Genomic DNA, 17,851 nt, shown 5'->3' with positions numbered 1-17,851 from the left:
GATGTATATCGGCGGGAGCCTGATGTTCGGGTTGGCGTTGGTTTGCATCTTGCCATGATCATCAGGCCCGCCTCGCTGGCATCGAGTTACCAGTCGTAAGTCATCTCAACCGACGCCACCCGCTCCTGTCCGTAGTAGCAGCCAAACGAGTAGTTGCAGTCCGACACATACTCGCGGTCGAAGATGTTCTGCACGTTCAGGCGGGTCTGCAAACCGCGCAAGCTTGGGTCGAGTTTGCCCATGTCATAGCTGACGGTGGCGTCGTAGACGACCCAGGACGGGACGTCGAACGAGTTGGCCGCATCCCCCGGCTTGCGTCCGGTGTAACGTGCACCAGCGCCGAAGGTCAGGCCATTGAGGGTGGCCTGGGTGAAATGGTAGTCGACCCACATCGATGCGGAAACCGGTGACTGCGCTTCGTTGCGGTTGTCCTCGTTGCCCCAGGTGTCCTTGGTGTAGAACGAGTCCATGTAGCTGGCAGCGGCGAGGATGTCGACGTTGTCGATGCTCGATTTGATTTCCAGCTCGACGCCGCGCGAACGCGTTTCGCCGCCCTGGGACATGTACTCCGGATAGTCATCGTCACCGGTCAGCACGTTCTTCTGTTTGATCTCATACACCGAAGCGGTGATCAGGGTCTTCTCGAACGGCTGGTACTTCACGCCCACTTCGTATTGTTGACCCTCGGTCGGCTCGAAGGCCTTGCCGCCACGCTCAGGCGCCGCAGTGCCCAGCGTCGGCAGGAACGACTCGGAATAGCTGACATAGGGCGCCAGGCCGAAATCAGTGACGTAAGTCAGACCGATACGCCCGGTGAACTTGTTGTCGCGTTTGGATTCACGGGTCGATGCGAGCAAATCCTTGTTGTCGATTTCCGCCCAATCCTGACGCCCGCCGATGGTCAGGATCCACTGGTCCAGTTTGATCTGGTCCTGCAGGTACACCCCCGTCTGACGCAGGGTGTTGTCCCATTGGGTGGTGAGCGTTGGCGTCACGCTGCTGGTGTCGTAGTTGTTCTTGCCGTACAGGTTCACCGGCAACACATTGTTGGCGTTGTAGCCGTCGTACTTGCGGGTGAAATGCCGATAGTCCACCCCTGCCAGCGTGGTGTGTTCCAGGGCCCCGGTGTTGAATTTGTATTCGAGGTTGTTATCGACGGTCCAGGCGATGTTGTGTTGGTGCCAGTCGACCTTGGCACGATTGGCGCGGGTGTAATCGGTCACGCCGGCATCGGTGACGAAGCTGCGCAGATAGAAACCCCTGTAACGATCGCGCACGTCGGTGTAACGCGCAGTGGAGCGGTATTTCAGGTCTTCACTGAAGTTGTGGCTGAAGTCATAACCGAAGATGTACTGGTCACGTTTGTAGTCGTTGAAGTGGGTGTCGCCGGAGAAAAAGTCACGATTGATTTTCTCGCCGTTGGGGCCACGGTTGAGGGAACCGATGCGTGGCAGCGACTGATAATCAGGCACGCCGTCATCGCGCTGGACCTGCGCCAGCACCGTCAGGAAGGTGTCATCGGTAGGCGCCCAGGTCAGGCTCGGCGCCAGCAGCATGCGTTCGCTGCTGTTGTGCTCGACCTGCTCGCCTCCCTTGTTGGCGACGCCGATCAGGCGATAGGTGAACTGTTTCTGTTCATCGAGCGGGCCACTGGTGTCGAAGGCACCGTTGACCCGATCGTAACTGCCCGCACCCAATTTGATCTGGCTGCGCTGCTCGGTGGTCGGGCGCTTGGAGACCATGTTGATCAAGCCTCCAGGCTGGTTCTGCCCATAGAGGACCGACGACGGCCCCTTGAGCACTTCGATGCGCTCCAGGGTATAGGGATCGATTTGCGGCGCACCACCGAGGCTGCCGGCGTAAGGGATGTAGGCACCATCGAAATACAACGGCGTCGGCGCGAAGCCACGGCTGGTGATTTCATCGGCAATCGAGTTGCGGTCGGTGTATCCGCTGGTGTTCACCCCCGGCGTGTAGCGCAAAGCCTGGGTCAGGTTGCGCGCGCCTTGGGTTTCGACCTGATCGGCGGTGACCACGTTGATGGTCTGCGGGATTTCGAGGATCGGCGTGTCAGTCTTGGTGCCCGTGGCACTGCGGGTCGCCACGAGGCCGTCCACCGGTCCGTAAGCGGACTCCACGATCACACCGGAAATACTGGTGGCCCCCAGTTGCAAGGCGGCGCCGTCACCCACCATCGGTAATAGCGAATAGCTGCCGTTGTCATGACGCACAGCCTGCAATTTGCTCCCGGCGAGCAATTGGCGCAGCCCCGCCTCCACCGAGTAACGCCCTTGCAATCCCGCGGTCGTTTGGCCAATGGCAGAGCCCGGTTCAAACGACACGGTCACCCCCGCGGTGCCGGCAAACCGGGTCAACGCCGGCCCCAGGGGACCTGCCGGAATATCGAATTCGGCCTCAGTGCTGGTTTGCGCCCACGCCGGTTGTGCCACGACTGCCATGCCCAACGGCACGACCAGCGCCATACCGAGCAGTGCGGCATGCACGGCGCAGCTCAAGGGTCTGACAGATGGCTGGAGGGAAGAAATGCTCGATGGGGAATTGCGAGGGGTCATGCAGTGTCCTTTCGCCCGTGAGTGGCAGTCAATGGCAGCGTCTAAATGCGCCTCCTAACTACCAAGTCGAACGAGAATCGAAATCAATAACCCCTGCGTCACATTTTTTCGGTCAATCACTCAAACAGGCTCCACGCTGGCCCAAAAGCGGCTGAACCGTCGGATGCGCACGGGCAAGGTCGAGGTCAGGTTGTCCAGAATGGTGTCGGTGGTGGCCAGATGAAAAGCCCCGGAGATACGCAGCGCCGCCACCGCCGGATCACACCCCAAGTACCCCGGACGATAACGCTGCAGTTCACGGACGAAGTCACCCAGACGCCAGTCATTGACCACCAGCATGTCGCGGGTCCAGGCGTCCGACTGCGGGACGGCGCGCAGCACGGCATCGGTGGCATCGCGGCGAAAGCTCAATTGCTGGCCGGCATCGACGCGCACCGCTGGGCCGGACAGATCGGCGCAGCGCACTTCAACCGCATGTTCCTGCACGCTGACCCGCGTTTGCTCCGCGTCGTGGCGCACGACAAAACGGGTGCCCAGCGCGCGGATGCTGCCTTCAGCGGTATGGACCACAAAGGGCCGCGCCAATGAATCGCGCGCTGTGTCGATCTGGATTTCGCCCTCAAGCAAACGAATCTCGCGCAGGGTGGCGCTGTAGCGAATGTCCACCGCCGTCGCCGTGTTGAGTTGCAGTTGACTGCCATCGTCCAGTCGCACCCGGCGACGCTCGCCGGTGCCGGTGCGCTGGTCGGCCATCAACGTCGGCAGCGGTGTGGTGTTCCAGGCCAGTGTCCCTGCCCCACCCGCCATCAACAGAATCGACAACACCTTGAGCACGTCCCGCCGTTTGGCCCGGGCGTTGGTCAGGGTCGGGCGGGCGACGGCGGGAGATAGCTGGCCAAGCTTGTCTTGCAAACGTCCGAGGCGCTCCCATGCCTGCACATGCCGAGGATCACGCTCCAGCCAGCGCCGATGCGCTTCGCGTACGGCGGCGTCCGGCACCTCACCGCGCAAGTCGACGTACCAGCGGGCAGCGGCTTCAAGGGTGGCGAAATCCAGAGGTTGCGCGCGGGCCACGGTTCAGTCCTCGATCAGCAGCAGACAGTGAGTCAGGGCGCGCACCGCGTGTTTCTTGACCGTGGTCACCGAGACATTCAGGCGTCGCCCGATCTCGACATAGCTCAGGCCATCGAGCTGGGCCAACAGGAAAATCTCGCGGGTGCGCTCACCCAGGCCGTCGAGCAAGCGATCGATTTCCATCAGGGTTTCGATGATCAGCGAACGGGTTTCCGGGGAAACCGCCACCGGCTCGGGAATATTCGCCAGGGTTTCCAGATAAGCCTGCTCCAGCGCGCGACGGCGGAACATATCGATCATCAGGCTACGAGCGATAGTGCTCAGGTAGGCGCGAGGCTCGCGCAGCTCCTGGGTCTTGCGCTGGGTGAGCACGCGAACGAAGGTGTCCTGGGCCAGGTCCGCCGCGCTGTGGTTGCAGCCGAGCCGCTTGCGTAACCAGCCACACAACCAACTGTGGTGATCCTCGTAAAGCGTGTGCACGGCGTGTTGCAGCGAGAGGTCGGCGGAGGACATGGAAAGGCCCGATACAAATTTATTTGATAATGACTCTCATTTTCTTCCAAGCCAACGCATTTTGGCAAGACCACCCCCGTGTTTCTGCGCGGCTGAGTGATGGCTTTACGTCAACGCTCGGGCGCGACTATGCGGAAACGTATGTTGATGTCGTTGGAGACAAGACTGTCAGCCCATTCACCCGTACCAATCTTGAAGTCACTGCGTTTGAGTGTTAATTCGCCATCGAAAATGCCGATCGCATTTTCCGCTTTCAGCTGCACCGGCACCTCCACCTCCTGAGTGAGACCCCTGAGCGTGAGATTGCCGGTGATCATGTAATGGTTGTTGCCGAGGTCCTTGACCCGAGTCGATTCGAAGATTGCCTTCGGATACGTGGCCGTGTCGAACCAGGCAGGCTTGGGGAGTTCGGTCCTGGCGTCACTATCGTCCACCTCGATGCTGTCGAGGTCGATGATCAACTTGGCCTGCGCATCCCGAGGATGCGTTGTGTCGAAATCGAGGGCCCCGACGAACTTGCCGAACGTGCCATACACCCGCGAGCCCATCTGGCTGTAAGTGAAACTGAGGGTACTGGCCGCAGGATTTACTTCGGTGTATTCGACTGCATGGGCGCACGCAAACACACCGAACACAAGGACGCAGGCCCATTTAGAGAAACGCGAAGTACGAGCGCTCATTGGTCTCTCCGGGGTGCAGGTAAGCCGACAGTAGGTGGACTAAAGCAAAGAACCATCGTTTATGCCACCCGCAAAATCTTTACCAGAGCAAGTGACGTTGTGCGATGACATCGCCCCGTCCGATCGCTGCCGCGATGATCAACCGTTGGCGTCAGGCGAACCGTCTTCTCGCCGCCAGGCTCGCTGCAACAAGGCGATCACCTCGGCATCCGACGTCTGGGAAAAATCCACGTACCAGTGGCCAATCGACGTGAACCCGTCAGGGAAAAGTGGGCACACCAGCTCGTCCACTTCGCCGCGCAACACTTCTGCCGTTTCCACCGGCGCCACCGGCACGGCCACCACAATGCGCGACGGCGCCTGCAATCGCGCCGCCTGCACCGCCGCCAGCATCGAAGCGCCGGTCGCCAGGCCGTCGTCGATCAGGATCACCACCTGATCCTTGAGCTGCAACGGCGCCCGCGATCCTCGGTAGGCCTGCTCCCGGCGCAGCAGTTCGCGGCTCTCGCGCTCGACCACGGCCTGGAATGCAGCCTTGTCGATGGGATGAAAGCGCAGCGCTTCTTCATTGCGAATCTGAATACCGCCACTGGCGATCGCGCCCATGGCGTACTCCGGACGGGACGGCACGCCGAGTTTGCGCACCAACATCAAATCAAGGCGAACGCCGAGCGCCGAGGCCACTTCGTAGGCCACCGGCACACCGCCTCGGGGTAAAGCGAGAATGATCACGTCAGGTCGATGGGCATAAGCGAGCAGCGGCTCCACCAGACGCCGCCCGGCGGCGGCTCGATCCTGCAGGATGGAACGGGACAAGGGGCTCATCGGAAAACCTCCCCAGGCAATAGCGCCTGTCGGTTATTTTCCCCACCACTGGATTGTCGGTGCGATGGTGGCCGTCAGCAAGACCTCACTGCTCACCACCGCCCCCTGTAGGCGCGAGCCTGCTCGCGATGACGCCCGCCCGGTCAACCGTGAAGCATTATTTCCCGACATGCCTGCCAAGGAAATCTCCCACCAACCGCGCAATTTCCCCAGGTTTTTCATCCAGCGCAAAGTGCCCGGCCTCCAGCACATGAATTTCCGCGCCCGGCAGATCCCGTCGATAAGCCTCGGTTTCGGCGACGTCAAACGACGGATCAAACTTGCCCCACACCACCAGCGTCGGCGGTTGGTGCTCGCGCAGCCAGGCTTGCCACTTCGGATAGCTGGCCACGTTGTTGCGGTAGTCGTAGAACAGATCGCTCTGGATATCCGCTTGACCTGGCTGGTTCAGGAAGTTGAATTCGTCGGTCCACAAATCCGGGTTGAACACCTCGATCGCCGGATTGGCGCCGACATGCCGTTGCCGGGTGGTCGCCAACGAGAAAAAGCTCGCTCGCAACCCCGCCTCGTTCGGCGCTCGATTGGCCCAAAACTCACGCCGTTTCTGCCACAGCGGCCCAAGCCCGTCTTCATGCGCAACCGCATTCTGAACGATCAGTGCCTGCAGGCGTTCGGGATGCGCGAGCATCATTCGAAAGCCCACCGGGCCGCCGTAATCCTGCACATACAACGCATATTGGTTCAGGCCCAGGGCTTCGGTGAAATGCTCCATCACACTGGCCAGATGATCGAAGGTATAGGCAAACCGCTTCGAATCCGGGGCATCGCTATGACCAAACCCCGGATAGTCCGGCGCCACCAGGTGGTAGTTCTGCGCCAACCGTGACAGCAGCGGGTCATACATGCGCGAAGAACTGGGGAAGCCGTGCAGCAGCAACAACGTTGGCGCATCCGGACGACCGGCTTCACGATAGAAAATCGTCAGGTCATCGACCTTGATACTGCGGTAGGCAACGGCCATTTGCTCCACTGAAGGACTCGCCGCTTCGGCAGCGTAGGCGGTACTGGAAAGCGACAGGCCCAAGGCACAACCGAGGGCCAGGGCAGACAGCAATTTATTCATGGGAAACTCCGATTCAGGGTGCGAAAGTGACTTGGGCAAACAGTGCCACTTCGATGTATCCACCCCGTACCGGATTTGTAATCCCCTGTATGTTCACCGCCGATCTTACATAGCGATACACACGCTCTGCGGCCGCTGCGCTACACCAACCGCTCAATCTTCTGATGCTTCCACACCAATTTGTAATACAGCGTCTGCAACACCAGCATCCCCAGGTACGCCACCGGAAACGCCATCCACACCCCTTGCAACCCGAACCGCGCATCCAGCAAATACGCCACCGGCAACTGCACGCCCACCACGCACACAATTGAAATCGCCACCGGCACCATCACCGTGCCGCTGGCGCGCATGATGCCGCCGATGATCGCCTGGAAGCCGAACACCAGCAGGCTCCAAAGCATGATGTGCAACAGGTGCTCGGCCATGTTCAGCGTCGATTCTTCCGTCAGGAAAGACGCCAGCAACGCGCTCGACAACAAATAGCCAAGCACGATCAAGCCGCCCGTCAGGCACACATTGATCATCAGCCCGGTCTTCAAAATCGGCCCGATGCGCTCGATGCGCCCTGCCCCGATGGCCTGCGCGCCAAGGATCGATGCCGTGATCGCAATCGACAGCGCCGGGAACTGCACGTAGTTGACGATCTGCGTCACCGCGCCATACGCCGCCGTCGCCTGGGAACCGTGCTGGTTCACCAGCGCCAGAATCACCAGTTCCGACAGCGACAACACGACCATCTGCAACCCGGTGGGCAAACCGATGCGCAGCACCTTGCCGAGGATCGCCCAGTCCAGCTTCATCGCCGCAAAAAACTCGCGGTCTGGCGCCAACGGATGGCCACGACGAATCAAGCGCCACGCCAGCCACCCCATCGCTGCCAGGTTGCCCGCCAACCCGGCAAACGCCGCACTTTGAATCCCCAGCGGCGGCAACCCCAGCCACCCGCGAATCAACGCCGGCGTCAGCGCCAGGCCAATCGCGGTCGACACCACCAGCGCCAACAACGGCGACAATGTATCGCTCACCCCGCGCAGCAACTGCGTGAACAACACAAACACCAGCAGCGTCGGCATGAACCACAACATCACATGGGCATACGCCACCGCATCGTCCAGCACATCCGCCGGCGTCCCCAATCCCACCAGCGACGACCGCGCAAACACACTCCCCACCACCGCCGCGACCAACCCGATCAACACCCCCAACATCAACGTCGCCCCGGCAATCGCCTTCACCAAATGCGTCTCCCGCGCCCCCCACGCCTGCCCGATCAACACCCCCGCGCCAGCGCCCAAGCCAATGACCAAAGCGATGAAGAAAAACACGATGGGGAACATGCCGGAAACGGCCGCCAGCGCTTGCGTGCCGAGCATCTGGCCGATGTAGATGCTGTTGACCGTGCCGGACATCGATTGCAGGAAATTCGACAGGACCATGGGCGCGAGGAACAGCAGGTAGATTTTCCAGAGGGGGCGTTGGGCGCTAGTAGCGGTTTGCATTGGGTGGAGGTCCATCTCGACGGCGTGAGGGCTGATATGAGGATAGCTTCGGTGAGTTATGAGCGAGGGGCAATGAACATTTGGGGGGATGTTTAGTTTTGTAGGGATGTGAGGTGAAAGGTCTGAGAATTCATTGTTATTGGTCCTACATAAAGCTCGGAATGTCTCACCTACCGCGCAGAACTTGTGCGACGGCGGCGATGAAAAGGCCCGCCAGGAAAGTCTCGCGTTACTGGACACGCTGAAGCTGACCTCGAAGAGCAACTCGTCGGCAATCAGCTTCGCGCATGTTCAGAAAATCGGCTACGACAAGTTCGACGCCGTATTCGTGCCTGGTGGCCATAAACCGATGCAGGATCGTCGCAAGACGACACCCGAGGGCTGCAATATCGGCCGACAATGCGCTAGCCGGTGTCACCCTTTGGTCAGATCAACCAACGGCGTCTGCCGCACCTCAGTCTCCCGCCCACCCTGAATCTCGCTGACCTGCTTCAATGCCTTATCCACCGCCGCCTTGTCCGCCAACAAGCTGTAGCTGATGCGGAACTGCTTGTGTTCCTTCGGCCCAATGGTTGGCACCAGGTTCAGTGGCCGCTGATAACGGCGGTTGTAGGAAAAACTTGTCCCCGGCTCCAGCCCCGTGACATAGCCCTGGCCTTGGGTATCGGTATTTTTCCACAGGGAAAACACGGGCAGTGTCTGAGTATTGAAGCCGACCGAAACGCCCAGGCTGCCGGCCTTGTTATGCAACACGGTCAAGGTATCGCCCTTGGCATCGGCATACGGCACCACGTTGTAAACCGTTTCATCGTAGTCCTTGGTCGGTGCGCGGTAGGTTTGCCAGTCGGGCAGATCGCCCTTGGCCTTGTCGTTGAACGGCGACACCTGTTTCACCGGCGCGGCGAAACGAGCGCCCTGCTCCAGGAACGGGGTGCTGAAGTTACTGTGATACAGCGCCTGGTATTCCTTCGGATAGTCGCCGTTGTTGGTCAGGGTGTCGTTGAGGTCGAATACGACGCTGCCGGGTTCGGTGACCAGTTCGGTCGCGACGGAGAAGTCGACTTTCTTGAACGCCTGCTCTTTCAGTTCGCCGCGCAAGGTGATGGCGTACGGCGGTTTGTCATCGATGTGCAGGGTGACTTTGCTCGCAGGAATGTTGGCGGCCCGACCGTGCAGGGTCAGCAGTTCACCGTTGTCGATGCCGGGGTGGCCGACCCATTCGTATCCGCAGCGGGTGACCAACTCATTGAAACCTTCCAGCCAACCCAGGCCACCGCGGCCATTGAGTTCGATGAAAGACGGATTGACCACTTCCTTGACCGGCGAATCCCAGCCCATGCGCACATTGCCGACCGAAGCCTGCAAGACGTTCATTCCGCGAGTCGGCACTACCGAGAGTTTCATCGTACCGTTATCGATGTCGACGATGCTGACGCCCTCCTGCCGACCGCCGTGCAAGGTGCGCAGAGTAATGCTGAAGGGTTTATCGGTTTTTATGCCGAGTTGCTGGCTGGTGATCTGCCAGTTCTGGGCGGCTTTTTCGGTGTCGAGCAGGACGTAATCCCAAGCCATGGCATGGGAGGCAGCGGACAGTGCGCTGAGGGCAACAAAGAGTTTGAGCGGGGTCATGGCAGCAGCCTTTCTTGGATTTGTGCCATTTTTATAAACTTGATGAAACGTTTCAGCAAGCTTAATGAGCTTGGCAGCAATTTCAGGCCAATCGATATCACCTCATTGACGAGAGGCCATATGATTCAAGAAATACCAACACACCGTTTTTCAAAGGGCTTCATGCTCGGCTAAAGAGCAAGGCTCAATCAAAACCTTTCCAAAACAGTCCGCCCGTATGGTTGCACTCGACGTCAGAGTGCAACCATACGGGGTACCTAGCTTGATTGAGCACCGCTGTCGACCGGATTCTCATCCAGCACTTCCAGTGCTTCTGGCAACTCGGTAATCACGCTGAAGTCGCTCACCTCAACGGCACCCAATCCATAGCCCAACAAGTGGAACGAAAACGCCTTACGTGACTGCGGATTGTCAAAACTGAAGTCCATCTCCAGTGGCTGGTCTGCGGTGACGACCATTTCCGCTGGCAGGCCCAGTTGGACATCCTGTTCCAGCTCCTTGGCCTTGAGCAGTATGTAGGCCTTCTGTTGTGGATCTACCGAGCGCACGGTCAGACGCACACGAGTCTGTGAGCCCTCGGGCATTTCCAGGTACTGAGCACCGATAAGGTTATCGGCCCAGTCATCCTTGATCTGCGCCTGAAGCGGGATGATGGCGGGACTGCCGAACTGGTAGTGCTGGTTCAACGGCGTGCGGAGCAGCGAACGATCCAGTGCCGTCGCTCTGGCTACGATTTGGCGGGCACGCGCGCCCCCATACTGCCCCGTCAACGTTGCACGTTCGGCAATGAAGCCGGCGCTGGCGTAATACCGGCAGCGCTGTTGAAAGTCACACTCGGTCAAGGTGCCTTGGCCATCGTGATAGCGCAGCTTGTCGTTGGTGAATGACATGATTTCGCGGCCCGTTTCATAATCACGAAACAGGGAACGACCGCTCAAGGTTGAGGGGACAGGTAAGGCGAAGTAGTCGAGTATCGATGCACTCAGATCGACATGCCCGTAGACCCCAGACTTCACACTGGGCAATTGATCCTGCTCGGGCGCCAGCATCAGGTTGAAGCCCCATGAGGAAGCCAGCCGCACACCCTCTATGCCGTGAGATTCATCCGAGGTGATTACCACCAGGGTGTCTTTCAAGATGCCCTGACGTTCCAGGCCGCTGAGGAATTGCCCGAGAGCATCATCCAGATACCCGACGGCGGCCTGCTTGGGTGTGTCGTAGCGCTCAAGGTAGTCTTCAGGGGCCGAATAGGGTTGGTGGGTGCCAACGGTCAGCAGGGTCAGCATCCACGGCTTTTTCTGATTTTTCAGCTGGCCGACGTAGTCGAGCGCCCCCTCGAAGAAAGCCTTGTCGTCCTTGCCCCAAGGGAACTCCAAGTAGTTGCCATTAGTGAACCATTCCAAGCCGTGAGTAGCATGGAAGCCGATGTGCGGCATGATCTTGTCTTTGGCCATGAATCGAAGGCCTGCACCTTGAAGGTAGTGCGTGGCAAACCCGTTCTTGTGCAACTGGGCTGGCAAGCAGGCTTGGTTGCGCTCGCTCTGGGTCAACATTTCGACGCCTTTGGGCGTGCCGTTATCCAGCTTGTCGTAATCGCCGCAAAGCATCGCGTAAAGGCCGCGAATGGTTTGATGGCTATGCAGTACGTAGTCCGGCGTGTTCATGCCGCGCTCTGCCCAACGACTGAGGTTGGGCATGAGGTTTTCTTGATAGCTGCTGTGCAGGGCTTGGCGGTTGACGCCGACGTAAGCGCCGGGAATACCTTCCAGCGCGATGATCAACACATTGCGCGCACGCCCCGGTGCCGCGAGCAATTTCTGTCCGTCCAGATCGAGTTGAGTGAGCCCCGCCATTTGCGGTGGGAGATCGACAACTTCACCTTCGAACCACGCTTGTGCGCTTGCCTGAACATCGCCAACGCCCGCGGCCATCAACTGATGCGGGAGGTTGAACAAGCGCCACTGGTCTTCCTCTGAGGGGTACAGGTGCTGAGCGCCCCAATGGGCGATCAATAGCAGTAGCGGTGCTCCCCATGCGCTTCGTGGCAAACCCGGAGTGGCAGAGGAGCGCCCCAGATACTGCGCGATCAGCCAAATCACCATTCCAAGAAACAGAGTGGCGCCCAGCCAAGGCTGGGCGAAACCACCACCGGTAGAGTTTGCCAAAAACTGAGGGTCGATCAGGTAGTGCAGGTCTGCGGCGTTTGGAAGTCTACCGACCGCGCTGACCAGTTCGGCAGTCGCCAGCGTCATTAGCGCCCATGCCAGCAGCACTGGAAGTGCTAACCACCAAGGACGGCGATGCAGGAGAACGATGAGCAGGCTCGCAATTCCCAGATCTGAAAGGTAGCCGAGTGGATTCGACCAACCCAGTGCCGCACGCATGCACACAGGCACTATCAGAACCAATCCGATCAAAGTGATGAGGCGTGCACAGGGTTGTCGTAACCAGCGACGGATAATGTTCACAGAGGCCTTCCAGACATTAAATCTTCATACAAGTGTGCTGGATGGTATCAAGCGATGGGAAGACTGGCCGGATTATTCGAAAAGGACATGGGGTGTGGAGCCGATGGTTGGCATGTATTTTGTTTCGCATGCCAATAGGTTCTGGTCTAAAACCCCCACTCCAGCGTGATGAAGGAACAGCATTAATGCCCCTTATGGCCCTGAACATTAACTGTTTCAGGCTATTTAACGCCGCCACTCGTGTAGGCCAGATGTTAATCTATTACCTTTTAAGTGATCCCAAGGACGTTGATGACCAAGCATCAAGCTAAAGCCGAAACCCCTAGAGCAGCCGCGATTCTGGCTCGCTTCCTGTCGTCGGAATCCGCTGGCGGTCTCGTATTGATGGGTGCAGCTCTGGCCGCTCTCATTGTTGCTAACTCGCCTCTATCCCAGAGTTACTTTGCAGCCTTGCACAGCGTTTGGATGGGCATGTCTGTAGAGCATTGGGTGAATGATGGCCTGATGGCGATCTTCTTTCTGATGGTCGGTCTGGAAATCAAACGAGAGGTGCTGGCTGGTGGGCTCTCCACTTGGGGGCAGCGAGCCTTGCCTGGATTTGGTGCCTTGGGCGGCATGGTTGTTCCTGCGCTGATCTACATCGCAATCAACTGGGGTAATCCTGAGACCTTGGGGGGATGGGCGATCCCGGCCGCTACTGACATTGCATTCGCCTTAGGTGTTTTGTCGTTGCTGGGTAAGCGAGTCCCGACTTCGCTGAAAGTGTTTCTGGCTGCTTTAGCGATCATTGACGATCTGGGCGCGGTGGTGATCATCGCCTTTTTCTATACGTCGGGCCTTTCTATGCCGATGTTGCTGGCCTCGCTTGCGACCCTGGTCATTCTGATCGCAATGAATCGATTGGGCGTAAGGCGATTGTTCCCGTATCTCCTGATCGGTGGTGTGCTGTGGTACTTCGTGCTGCAATCGGGTGTACATGCCACGCTGGCGGGTGTCGCTGTGGCGCTGTGCATCCCCATGGGCAAGCCAGAAGAGGAAGCCCGATCTCCGCTGCTTTTCCTGGAAGAGAAGCTGCACATGTGGGTAGCGTTCGCTGTGGTGCCGATTTTTGGTTTCGCCAACGCGGGTGTTTCATTGGCCGGTATTTCAATGGAGAACCTGGTCGATCCGGTTCCGCTGGGTGTAGCGCTGGGGCTGTTGGTGGGCAAACAGGTCGGCATTTTCCTGTTGACTGCCCTGGCCATTCGTATGGGCCTGGCCAAGCTGCCGGAAGGCAGTACCTGGGTTCAACTCTATGGCGTAGCACTGTTGTGCGGCATTGGTTTCACCATGAGCCTGTTCATTGGCAATCTGGCGTTCGCCGGATCAGCTCTTTTGATTGATGAAGTCAAAGTCGGTGTATTGATCGGATCGATTCTGGCAGCGTTGGGCGGCGTCATCGTCCTTCGTCGCAGCAGCGTCCTGACGAGTGCTGCCGCAGCCAAATAATCTCTCTTGATATGACCACAGTATTTCTCGAAGCCTGGAAATACTGTGGTTTGGAAACCTGCGTCAGCGAAGCAACAAGGCAGGCTAGCGTTGATGCGGTTTTGATCCAGGTTACCGGAAATCTTTGACCTGCCTGAATACTCGGTAATCAAGGGCGTCATGCGTGTCTTCATAGACCGCCCAAGGGGCAGCTGAAGTCAGCAGCCTGGTCAAAACCACATCAGCACCAATAGCCGCCTGCGGTAGTGGCGATTTTTTCGTTCAGTGATCCGCCTCTCCCTTGATGGCCAAAACGCTGCAGGGCACCTGATACAGAACATGCTCCGTGGTACTGCCAATCAGCTTGTCCACCCCCTTGTGATGGGTATTTCCCATTACGAAGACATCCGCTCGAGTATGAGTGGCAAAGTCGGCCATCGCTTTGGTTGGCGGCCCTGCAATGAAGTGTTGCCGCTCAGGTGGCACGCCGTGGCGTCCAGCCAAGGCAATGAAGCACTTCTCAAGTGACCGGCGCACGTCGTTGCTGAAGCCTGGCATCGTCACGGCACCAGCACCTGCATCAGAGAAATGTGTTTGGGTCAGTTCATAGGCATACAGCATGTGCAATTCAGCATCACATTGCGTCGCCAATTCGTTTGCCGCCTGAATGACGCTGTCGTTGATTCCGCTGATCTGACCCTCTGGATGCGATGGATCAACCGCCGCCACAATCACCCGAGGAAGCGGACACCTGACTTCGCTGACCAGATGTATGGGGGCCGGACATTCGCGCAACAACTGCCAATCCAAAGGCGTGACGAATATGCGTTTGAGCGCTGATTCATGATGTACGTCCTTGATAATCAGGTCCGGCTGCATTGCAGCCACATGCCCAAGGATCTCTTGCAGTGGGTCACGGGTCAATGCAACTTCGGTGGTCACATTGATGCCCTTCCTGCGCATGAGTTCGGCCTCATCCGTCAATCACTGCAGGTTCTCTTGCCGGCAACGCTCACGAAGTTCTTCACTGTTGCTCATTAACCTCATAAGGTCGAAGTCTTCGATGAACACCGCGATATGCAGCGCTGCGCCTGTGGCATCGGCCAGTGCGATGGCCCGCTCCATTGCCGGCGAGTGACGCATGGTTGGACCTGCGATCAGAAAGAGTCGTTGATACTGCCTCATGTGACACCTCCAAACGTTCTGGGTTATCCGCTAGCGCCCCCAGCACTCTCGCTTGTCCCACCAATGGCGATCTCTTATCGCCTCAACTGCCTGGATCGACACTATCAATATACGCCAGCATTACCGGCTTATCAGTTTCCAGACCTTCGAACGGTGTAGCAGACCGTTCATCGAGATCGAGTAAGAGGCGGGATTGTTGGCGCACGCCATGCTCCTCACCCGGGGCTCGTAACCTGAATCAATACTTCGTAAAAAACGAACTATTCGTAATGAATAAACGATTTTTGTTGATGTAGAAGGCTCGTTAGGATGACTCCTCCAGCCTATTTCTGCTTCAAGCGGAGACAGTAAATGACCGCCATCAGCGTCGGCCAACCCTGGATGTGGGCCGCTTTCATCGTGTTCGTTCTTGCCATGCTGGCGCTCGATCTGTTCGTCTTCGGCGGACGCAAGGCGCATCGTGTTTCGGTCCGCGAAGCGCTGGCCTGGGTCATCGCCTGGATCAGTTTGGCGTTGGTCTTCGCCGGCCTGCTCTGGTGGTATCTGCACAGCATGTTCGGCGTCGAAGTGGCCCAGCGTACAACGCTCGAATTCCTGACGGGCTACCTGATCGAGCAGTCGCTGTCGATCGACAACATGTTCGTTTTCGTGATGATCTTCGGCTACTTCGCCGTGCCGCCAGAGTTGCAGCGCCGTGTCCTGCTCTATGGCGTGCTCGGCGCCATCGTCATGCGTGCCGGTATGATTTTCGCCGGTGTATGGCTGGTGCGGGAGTTTGCCTGGCTACTCTATGTCTTTGGTGCTTTCCTCATCATCACCGGCATCAAGATGCTGATCTTCGCCAACCAGCAGCCAGACCTCGAAAAGAACCCTTTGCTGCGCTGGCTGCGTAGCCATATTCGCATCACCGACGGCTTTCACGGCGAGCGCTTCTTCGTGCGTCAGAACGGCCTGCGCTGGGCGACGCCGATGTTCCTGGTGCTGGTACTGATCGAGGCCAGCGACCTGGTGTTCGCGGTGGATAGCATCCCGGCTATCTTCGCCGTCACCACCGACCCCTTCATCGTGTTCACCTCCAACATCTTCGCCATCATGGGCCTGCGCGCACTGTATTTTCTGCTTGCCGACATGGCCGACCGCTTTCACTTGCTCAAATATGGCCTGGCCATCGTACTGGTGTTCATCGGCGGCAAGATGCTGATCGCGCCGTGGTGGCACGTGCCGATCCAATGGTCGCTGACCACAGTCGGCGGCATCATCTTGATTTCGGTCCTGTTGAGCCTGACTTTAACGAAGAGCAAAACACGGGTCATGGGAGAGCAGTGATGAATCAGAGATGCTGGCGGTCGTGATCTGCTGCTTCTCACGAACGGTCTATCCTTCAAGACTTGAATCGAATTGATCAGGGCCCTGATGTATGAACGCTCTCTGGATCGCACTGGGCATTTTTGGGTGCCTGGTTGCTGCCTCGCTTCTCATGATGCAGTGGTACCCAAAGCTGGCCTCCCACCACAGGGATGAGGACACCAACTCCGTCATTCGCCTGGTAGCTAACATTTTTGTGGTGATGACATCGCTGGTCTTTGGCTTGATGATCAACTCTGCCAAAAACACCTTCGAGTCCATTGATGCAAACTTCCATGGGTACGCAACCAGCATGATCATTTTTGATCGGACACTGCGGGGCTATGGCGATGCGGCACAAGACACGCGCAATCGTCTGATTACCTATCTTCAGCGCGCTATCGAGACCCCGTATCGGGGAGACGAGGCGCTGCAGCATCGAAACAGCGAGGCGGCTAAATACCTGGATGACATAGGCAAGTCCTTGGCTGTTATAAAGCCCCCAGACCGCTACCATGAAACAATGCTTCAGGATATTCGTCAGCAATATCATTCGCTCATCGAGCAACGCTGGAGGATTGTCGAGCAGTCAGAGGGAGCGATTCCTGGCCCGCTTATAGGGATGCTTGTTGCTTGGTTGACGCTCATTTTTGCCAGTTTTGGCTACCGTGCGCCCCGTAATTCGATGGTGATCGGAATGTTCATCATCTCGTCGTTTCTCATTGCGGCTTCCGTTTACCTTGTGTTGGACATGGACGTGCCATTTCACGGTCCTATCCAGATATCCGACGAGCCGCTGCGCAGGGCGCTCGCCGTAATGCAACTCTAGGGGAGCGTCGCGGGCCAGCATTCTGAGTAGTGGCCTCAGGCGGACCACATCGAAGTCCGCTACCGCCTCTAAACCCCCAGCGGCGTTCTGGTGTGAGGCAAGGCTGCAGTCTATTCACGACTCACCGCCAACCAGTCTCACTCTGTGGCAGTCAGACGGCCCAAGTTTTTGACCGCTTGATGAGCGAACATCAATCGGCATCAGCGGCTGGCCGGACTCGTTGTCCATCAGCACAGAACGCGTCTCCTGCGGATCGAACAGGAAACGCTCTCCCCACTGCCGCATACTGACCAAAACCGGAAAGATCTCCCGTCCTTTTTCCGTAAGGACGTACTCCTTGTAGGCACTGCCGTCTGAGGCCGGTCGAACGTCGAAAACCCCGACCTCAACCAGCGTTTTCAATCGCGATGCCAGAATATTTTTGGCCACGCCCAAGCTCTTTTGAAACTCGCTGAATCGTCGAATGTCGTCAAAAGCGTCGCGGATGATCATGAGCGACCAACGATCCCCGATGGCCTCCATTGCTCTTGCTACTGGACATTCGCTGCTATGTGGTGAGGCGTCTTCGACCATCTTTTTGACCTTGCGGAATGTGGAGTTGCCGAGTCAGTGCCGCAGCTTGGCATGATGTGGTTGCAA

General features: G+C 58.1%; 14 protein-coding genes and 1 pseudogene. 3 read left to right on the top strand and 12 right to left on the bottom strand.

The features are described from left to right. Positions 1-86: 86 nt before the first annotated feature. From M5G20_RS14020 to M5G20_RS13980, 9 genes are all read right to left on the bottom strand, one after another. Positions 87-2,573, bottom strand: a complete 2,487-nt coding sequence (locus M5G20_RS14020) for a TonB-dependent siderophore receptor (RefSeq protein ID WP_273919550.1) — start codon at positions 2,571-2,573, stop codon at positions 87-89. 120 nt (positions 2,574-2,693) lie between these two features. Then, positions 2,694-3,647 carry a FecR domain-containing protein gene (locus tag M5G20_RS14015; protein ID WP_273919549.1) on the bottom strand — a complete coding sequence of 318 codons (954 nt, stop codon included), beginning with the start codon at positions 3,645-3,647 and terminating at the stop codon, positions 2,694-2,696. A 3-nt stretch (positions 3,648-3,650) separates the two neighbouring features. Next, positions 3,651-4,160: a sigma-70 family RNA polymerase sigma factor gene (locus tag M5G20_RS14010; RefSeq protein WP_150735103.1), complete on the bottom strand. Its 510-nt coding sequence runs from the start codon at positions 4,158-4,160 to the stop codon at positions 3,651-3,653. Between the two features lie 110 nt (positions 4,161-4,270). Next, on the bottom strand, positions 4,271-4,840 hold the full coding sequence (locus M5G20_RS14005; protein WP_273919548.1) for a YceI family protein: 570 nt from the start codon (positions 4,838-4,840) through the stop codon (positions 4,271-4,273). A gap of 138 nt (positions 4,841-4,978) precedes the next feature. Further along, positions 4,979-5,665: a phosphoribosyltransferase gene (locus tag M5G20_RS14000; protein ID WP_273919547.1), complete on the bottom strand. Its 687-nt coding sequence runs from the start codon at positions 5,663-5,665 to the stop codon at positions 4,979-4,981. Positions 5,666-5,822: 157 nt separating this feature from the next. Continuing rightward, positions 5,823-6,788, bottom strand: a complete 966-nt coding sequence (locus M5G20_RS13995) for an alpha/beta fold hydrolase (RefSeq protein ID WP_273919546.1) — start codon at positions 6,786-6,788, stop codon at positions 5,823-5,825. A 140-nt stretch (positions 6,789-6,928) separates the two neighbouring features. Next, a complete protein-coding gene (locus tag M5G20_RS13990; protein WP_273919545.1) occupies positions 6,929-8,290 on the bottom strand; it encodes an MATE family efflux transporter in 1,362 nt (453 codons plus the stop codon). 414 nt (positions 8,291-8,704) lie between these two features. Next, positions 8,705-9,919 carry an aldose 1-epimerase family protein gene (locus M5G20_RS13985; protein WP_273919544.1) on the bottom strand — a complete coding sequence of 405 codons (1,215 nt, stop codon included), beginning with the start codon at positions 9,917-9,919 and terminating at the stop codon, positions 8,705-8,707. Positions 9,920-10,176: 257 nt separating this feature from the next. Then, entirely contained in the window at positions 10,177-12,387 is a 2,211-nt protein-coding gene (locus M5G20_RS13980; RefSeq protein WP_273919543.1) for an LTA synthase family protein, read from the bottom strand. Positions 12,388-12,678: 291 nt separating this feature from the next. On the opposite strand from M5G20_RS13980, the gene nhaA reads away from it, so the two are divergent. Beyond that, positions 12,679-13,875, top strand: a complete 1,197-nt coding sequence (gene nhaA, locus M5G20_RS13975; RefSeq protein WP_273919542.1) for a Na+/H+ antiporter NhaA — start codon at positions 12,679-12,681, stop codon at positions 13,873-13,875. 261 nt (positions 13,876-14,136) lie between these two features. Here nhaA and M5G20_RS13970 read toward each other — a convergent pair. Both M5G20_RS13970 and M5G20_RS13965 read right to left on the bottom strand, forming a co-directional pair. Further along, positions 14,137-15,039 (bottom strand): annotated as a pseudogene (locus M5G20_RS13970) (universal stress protein). 82 nt (positions 15,040-15,121) lie between these two features. Then, positions 15,122-15,244, bottom strand: a complete 123-nt coding sequence (locus tag M5G20_RS13965) for a hypothetical protein (protein WP_273919541.1) — start codon at positions 15,242-15,244, stop codon at positions 15,122-15,124. Between the two features lie 146 nt (positions 15,245-15,390). Here M5G20_RS13965 and M5G20_RS13960 point away from each other — a divergent pair, with 146 nt between their 5' ends. Together M5G20_RS13960 and M5G20_RS13955 are read left to right on the top strand one after the other, a co-directional pair. Further along, a complete protein-coding gene (locus M5G20_RS13960; RefSeq protein ID WP_273919540.1) occupies positions 15,391-16,365 on the top strand; it encodes a TerC family protein in 975 nt (324 codons plus the stop codon). Between the two features lie 91 nt (positions 16,366-16,456). Beyond that, entirely contained in the window at positions 16,457-17,212 is a 756-nt protein-coding gene (locus M5G20_RS13955) for a bestrophin-like domain (protein ID WP_273919539.1), read from the top strand. Between the two features lie 114 nt (positions 17,213-17,326). Here the strand turns inward: M5G20_RS13955 and M5G20_RS13950 are convergent, their stop codons facing one another. After that, entirely contained in the window at positions 17,327-17,785 is a 459-nt protein-coding gene (locus M5G20_RS13950) for a winged helix-turn-helix transcriptional regulator (protein ID WP_273919538.1), read from the bottom strand. Between the last annotated feature and the right edge of the window lie 66 nt (positions 17,786-17,851).

Source organism: Pseudomonas sp. TNT2022 ID1044 (assembly GCF_028656895.1).
In the GTDB taxonomy this organism is placed as follows: Bacteria; Pseudomonadota; Gammaproteobacteria; order Pseudomonadales; family Pseudomonadaceae; genus Aquipseudomonas; species Aquipseudomonas reinekei.
The sequence above is the reverse complement of the archived record's forward strand: the minus strand, read 5'-3'. Positions and strand labels throughout refer to the sequence as shown.

Bases quoted from the DNA above. Each gene is read 5' to 3' on its own strand.
- M5G20_RS14020 (WP_273919550.1), bottom strand. From the start codon at position 2,573: ATGACCCCTCGCAATTCCCCATCGAGCATTTCTTCCCTCCAGCCATCT.
- M5G20_RS14010 (WP_150735103.1), bottom strand. From the start codon at position 4,160: ATGTCCTCCGCCGACCTCTCGCTGCAACACGCCGTGCACACGCTTTAC.
- M5G20_RS14005 (WP_273919548.1), bottom strand. From the start codon at position 4,840: ATGAGCGCTCGTACTTCGCGTTTCTCTAAATGGGCCTGCGTCCTTGTG.
- M5G20_RS14000 (WP_273919547.1), bottom strand. From the start codon at position 5,665: ATGAGCCCCTTGTCCCGTTCCATCCTGCAGGATCGAGCCGCCGCCGGG.
- M5G20_RS13995 (WP_273919546.1), bottom strand. From the start codon at position 6,788: ATGAATAAATTGCTGTCTGCCCTGGCCCTCGGTTGTGCCTTGGGCCTG.
- M5G20_RS13990 (WP_273919545.1), bottom strand. From the start codon at position 8,290: ATGCAAACCGCTACTAGCGCCCAACGCCCCCTCTGGAAAATCTACCTG.
- M5G20_RS13985 (WP_273919544.1), bottom strand. From the start codon at position 9,919: ATGACCCCGCTCAAACTCTTTGTTGCCCTCAGCGCACTGTCCGCTGCC.
- nhaA (WP_273919542.1), top strand. From the start codon at position 12,679: ATGACCAAGCATCAAGCTAAAGCCGAAACCCCTAGAGCAGCCGCGATT.
- M5G20_RS13960 (WP_273919540.1), top strand. From the start codon at position 15,391: ATGACCGCCATCAGCGTCGGCCAACCCTGGATGTGGGCCGCTTTCATC.
- M5G20_RS13955 (WP_273919539.1), top strand. From the start codon at position 16,457: ATGAACGCTCTCTGGATCGCACTGGGCATTTTTGGGTGCCTGGTTGCT.
- M5G20_RS13950 (WP_273919538.1), bottom strand. From the start codon at position 17,785: ATGGTCGAAGACGCCTCACCACATAGCAGCGAATGTCCAGTAGCAAGA.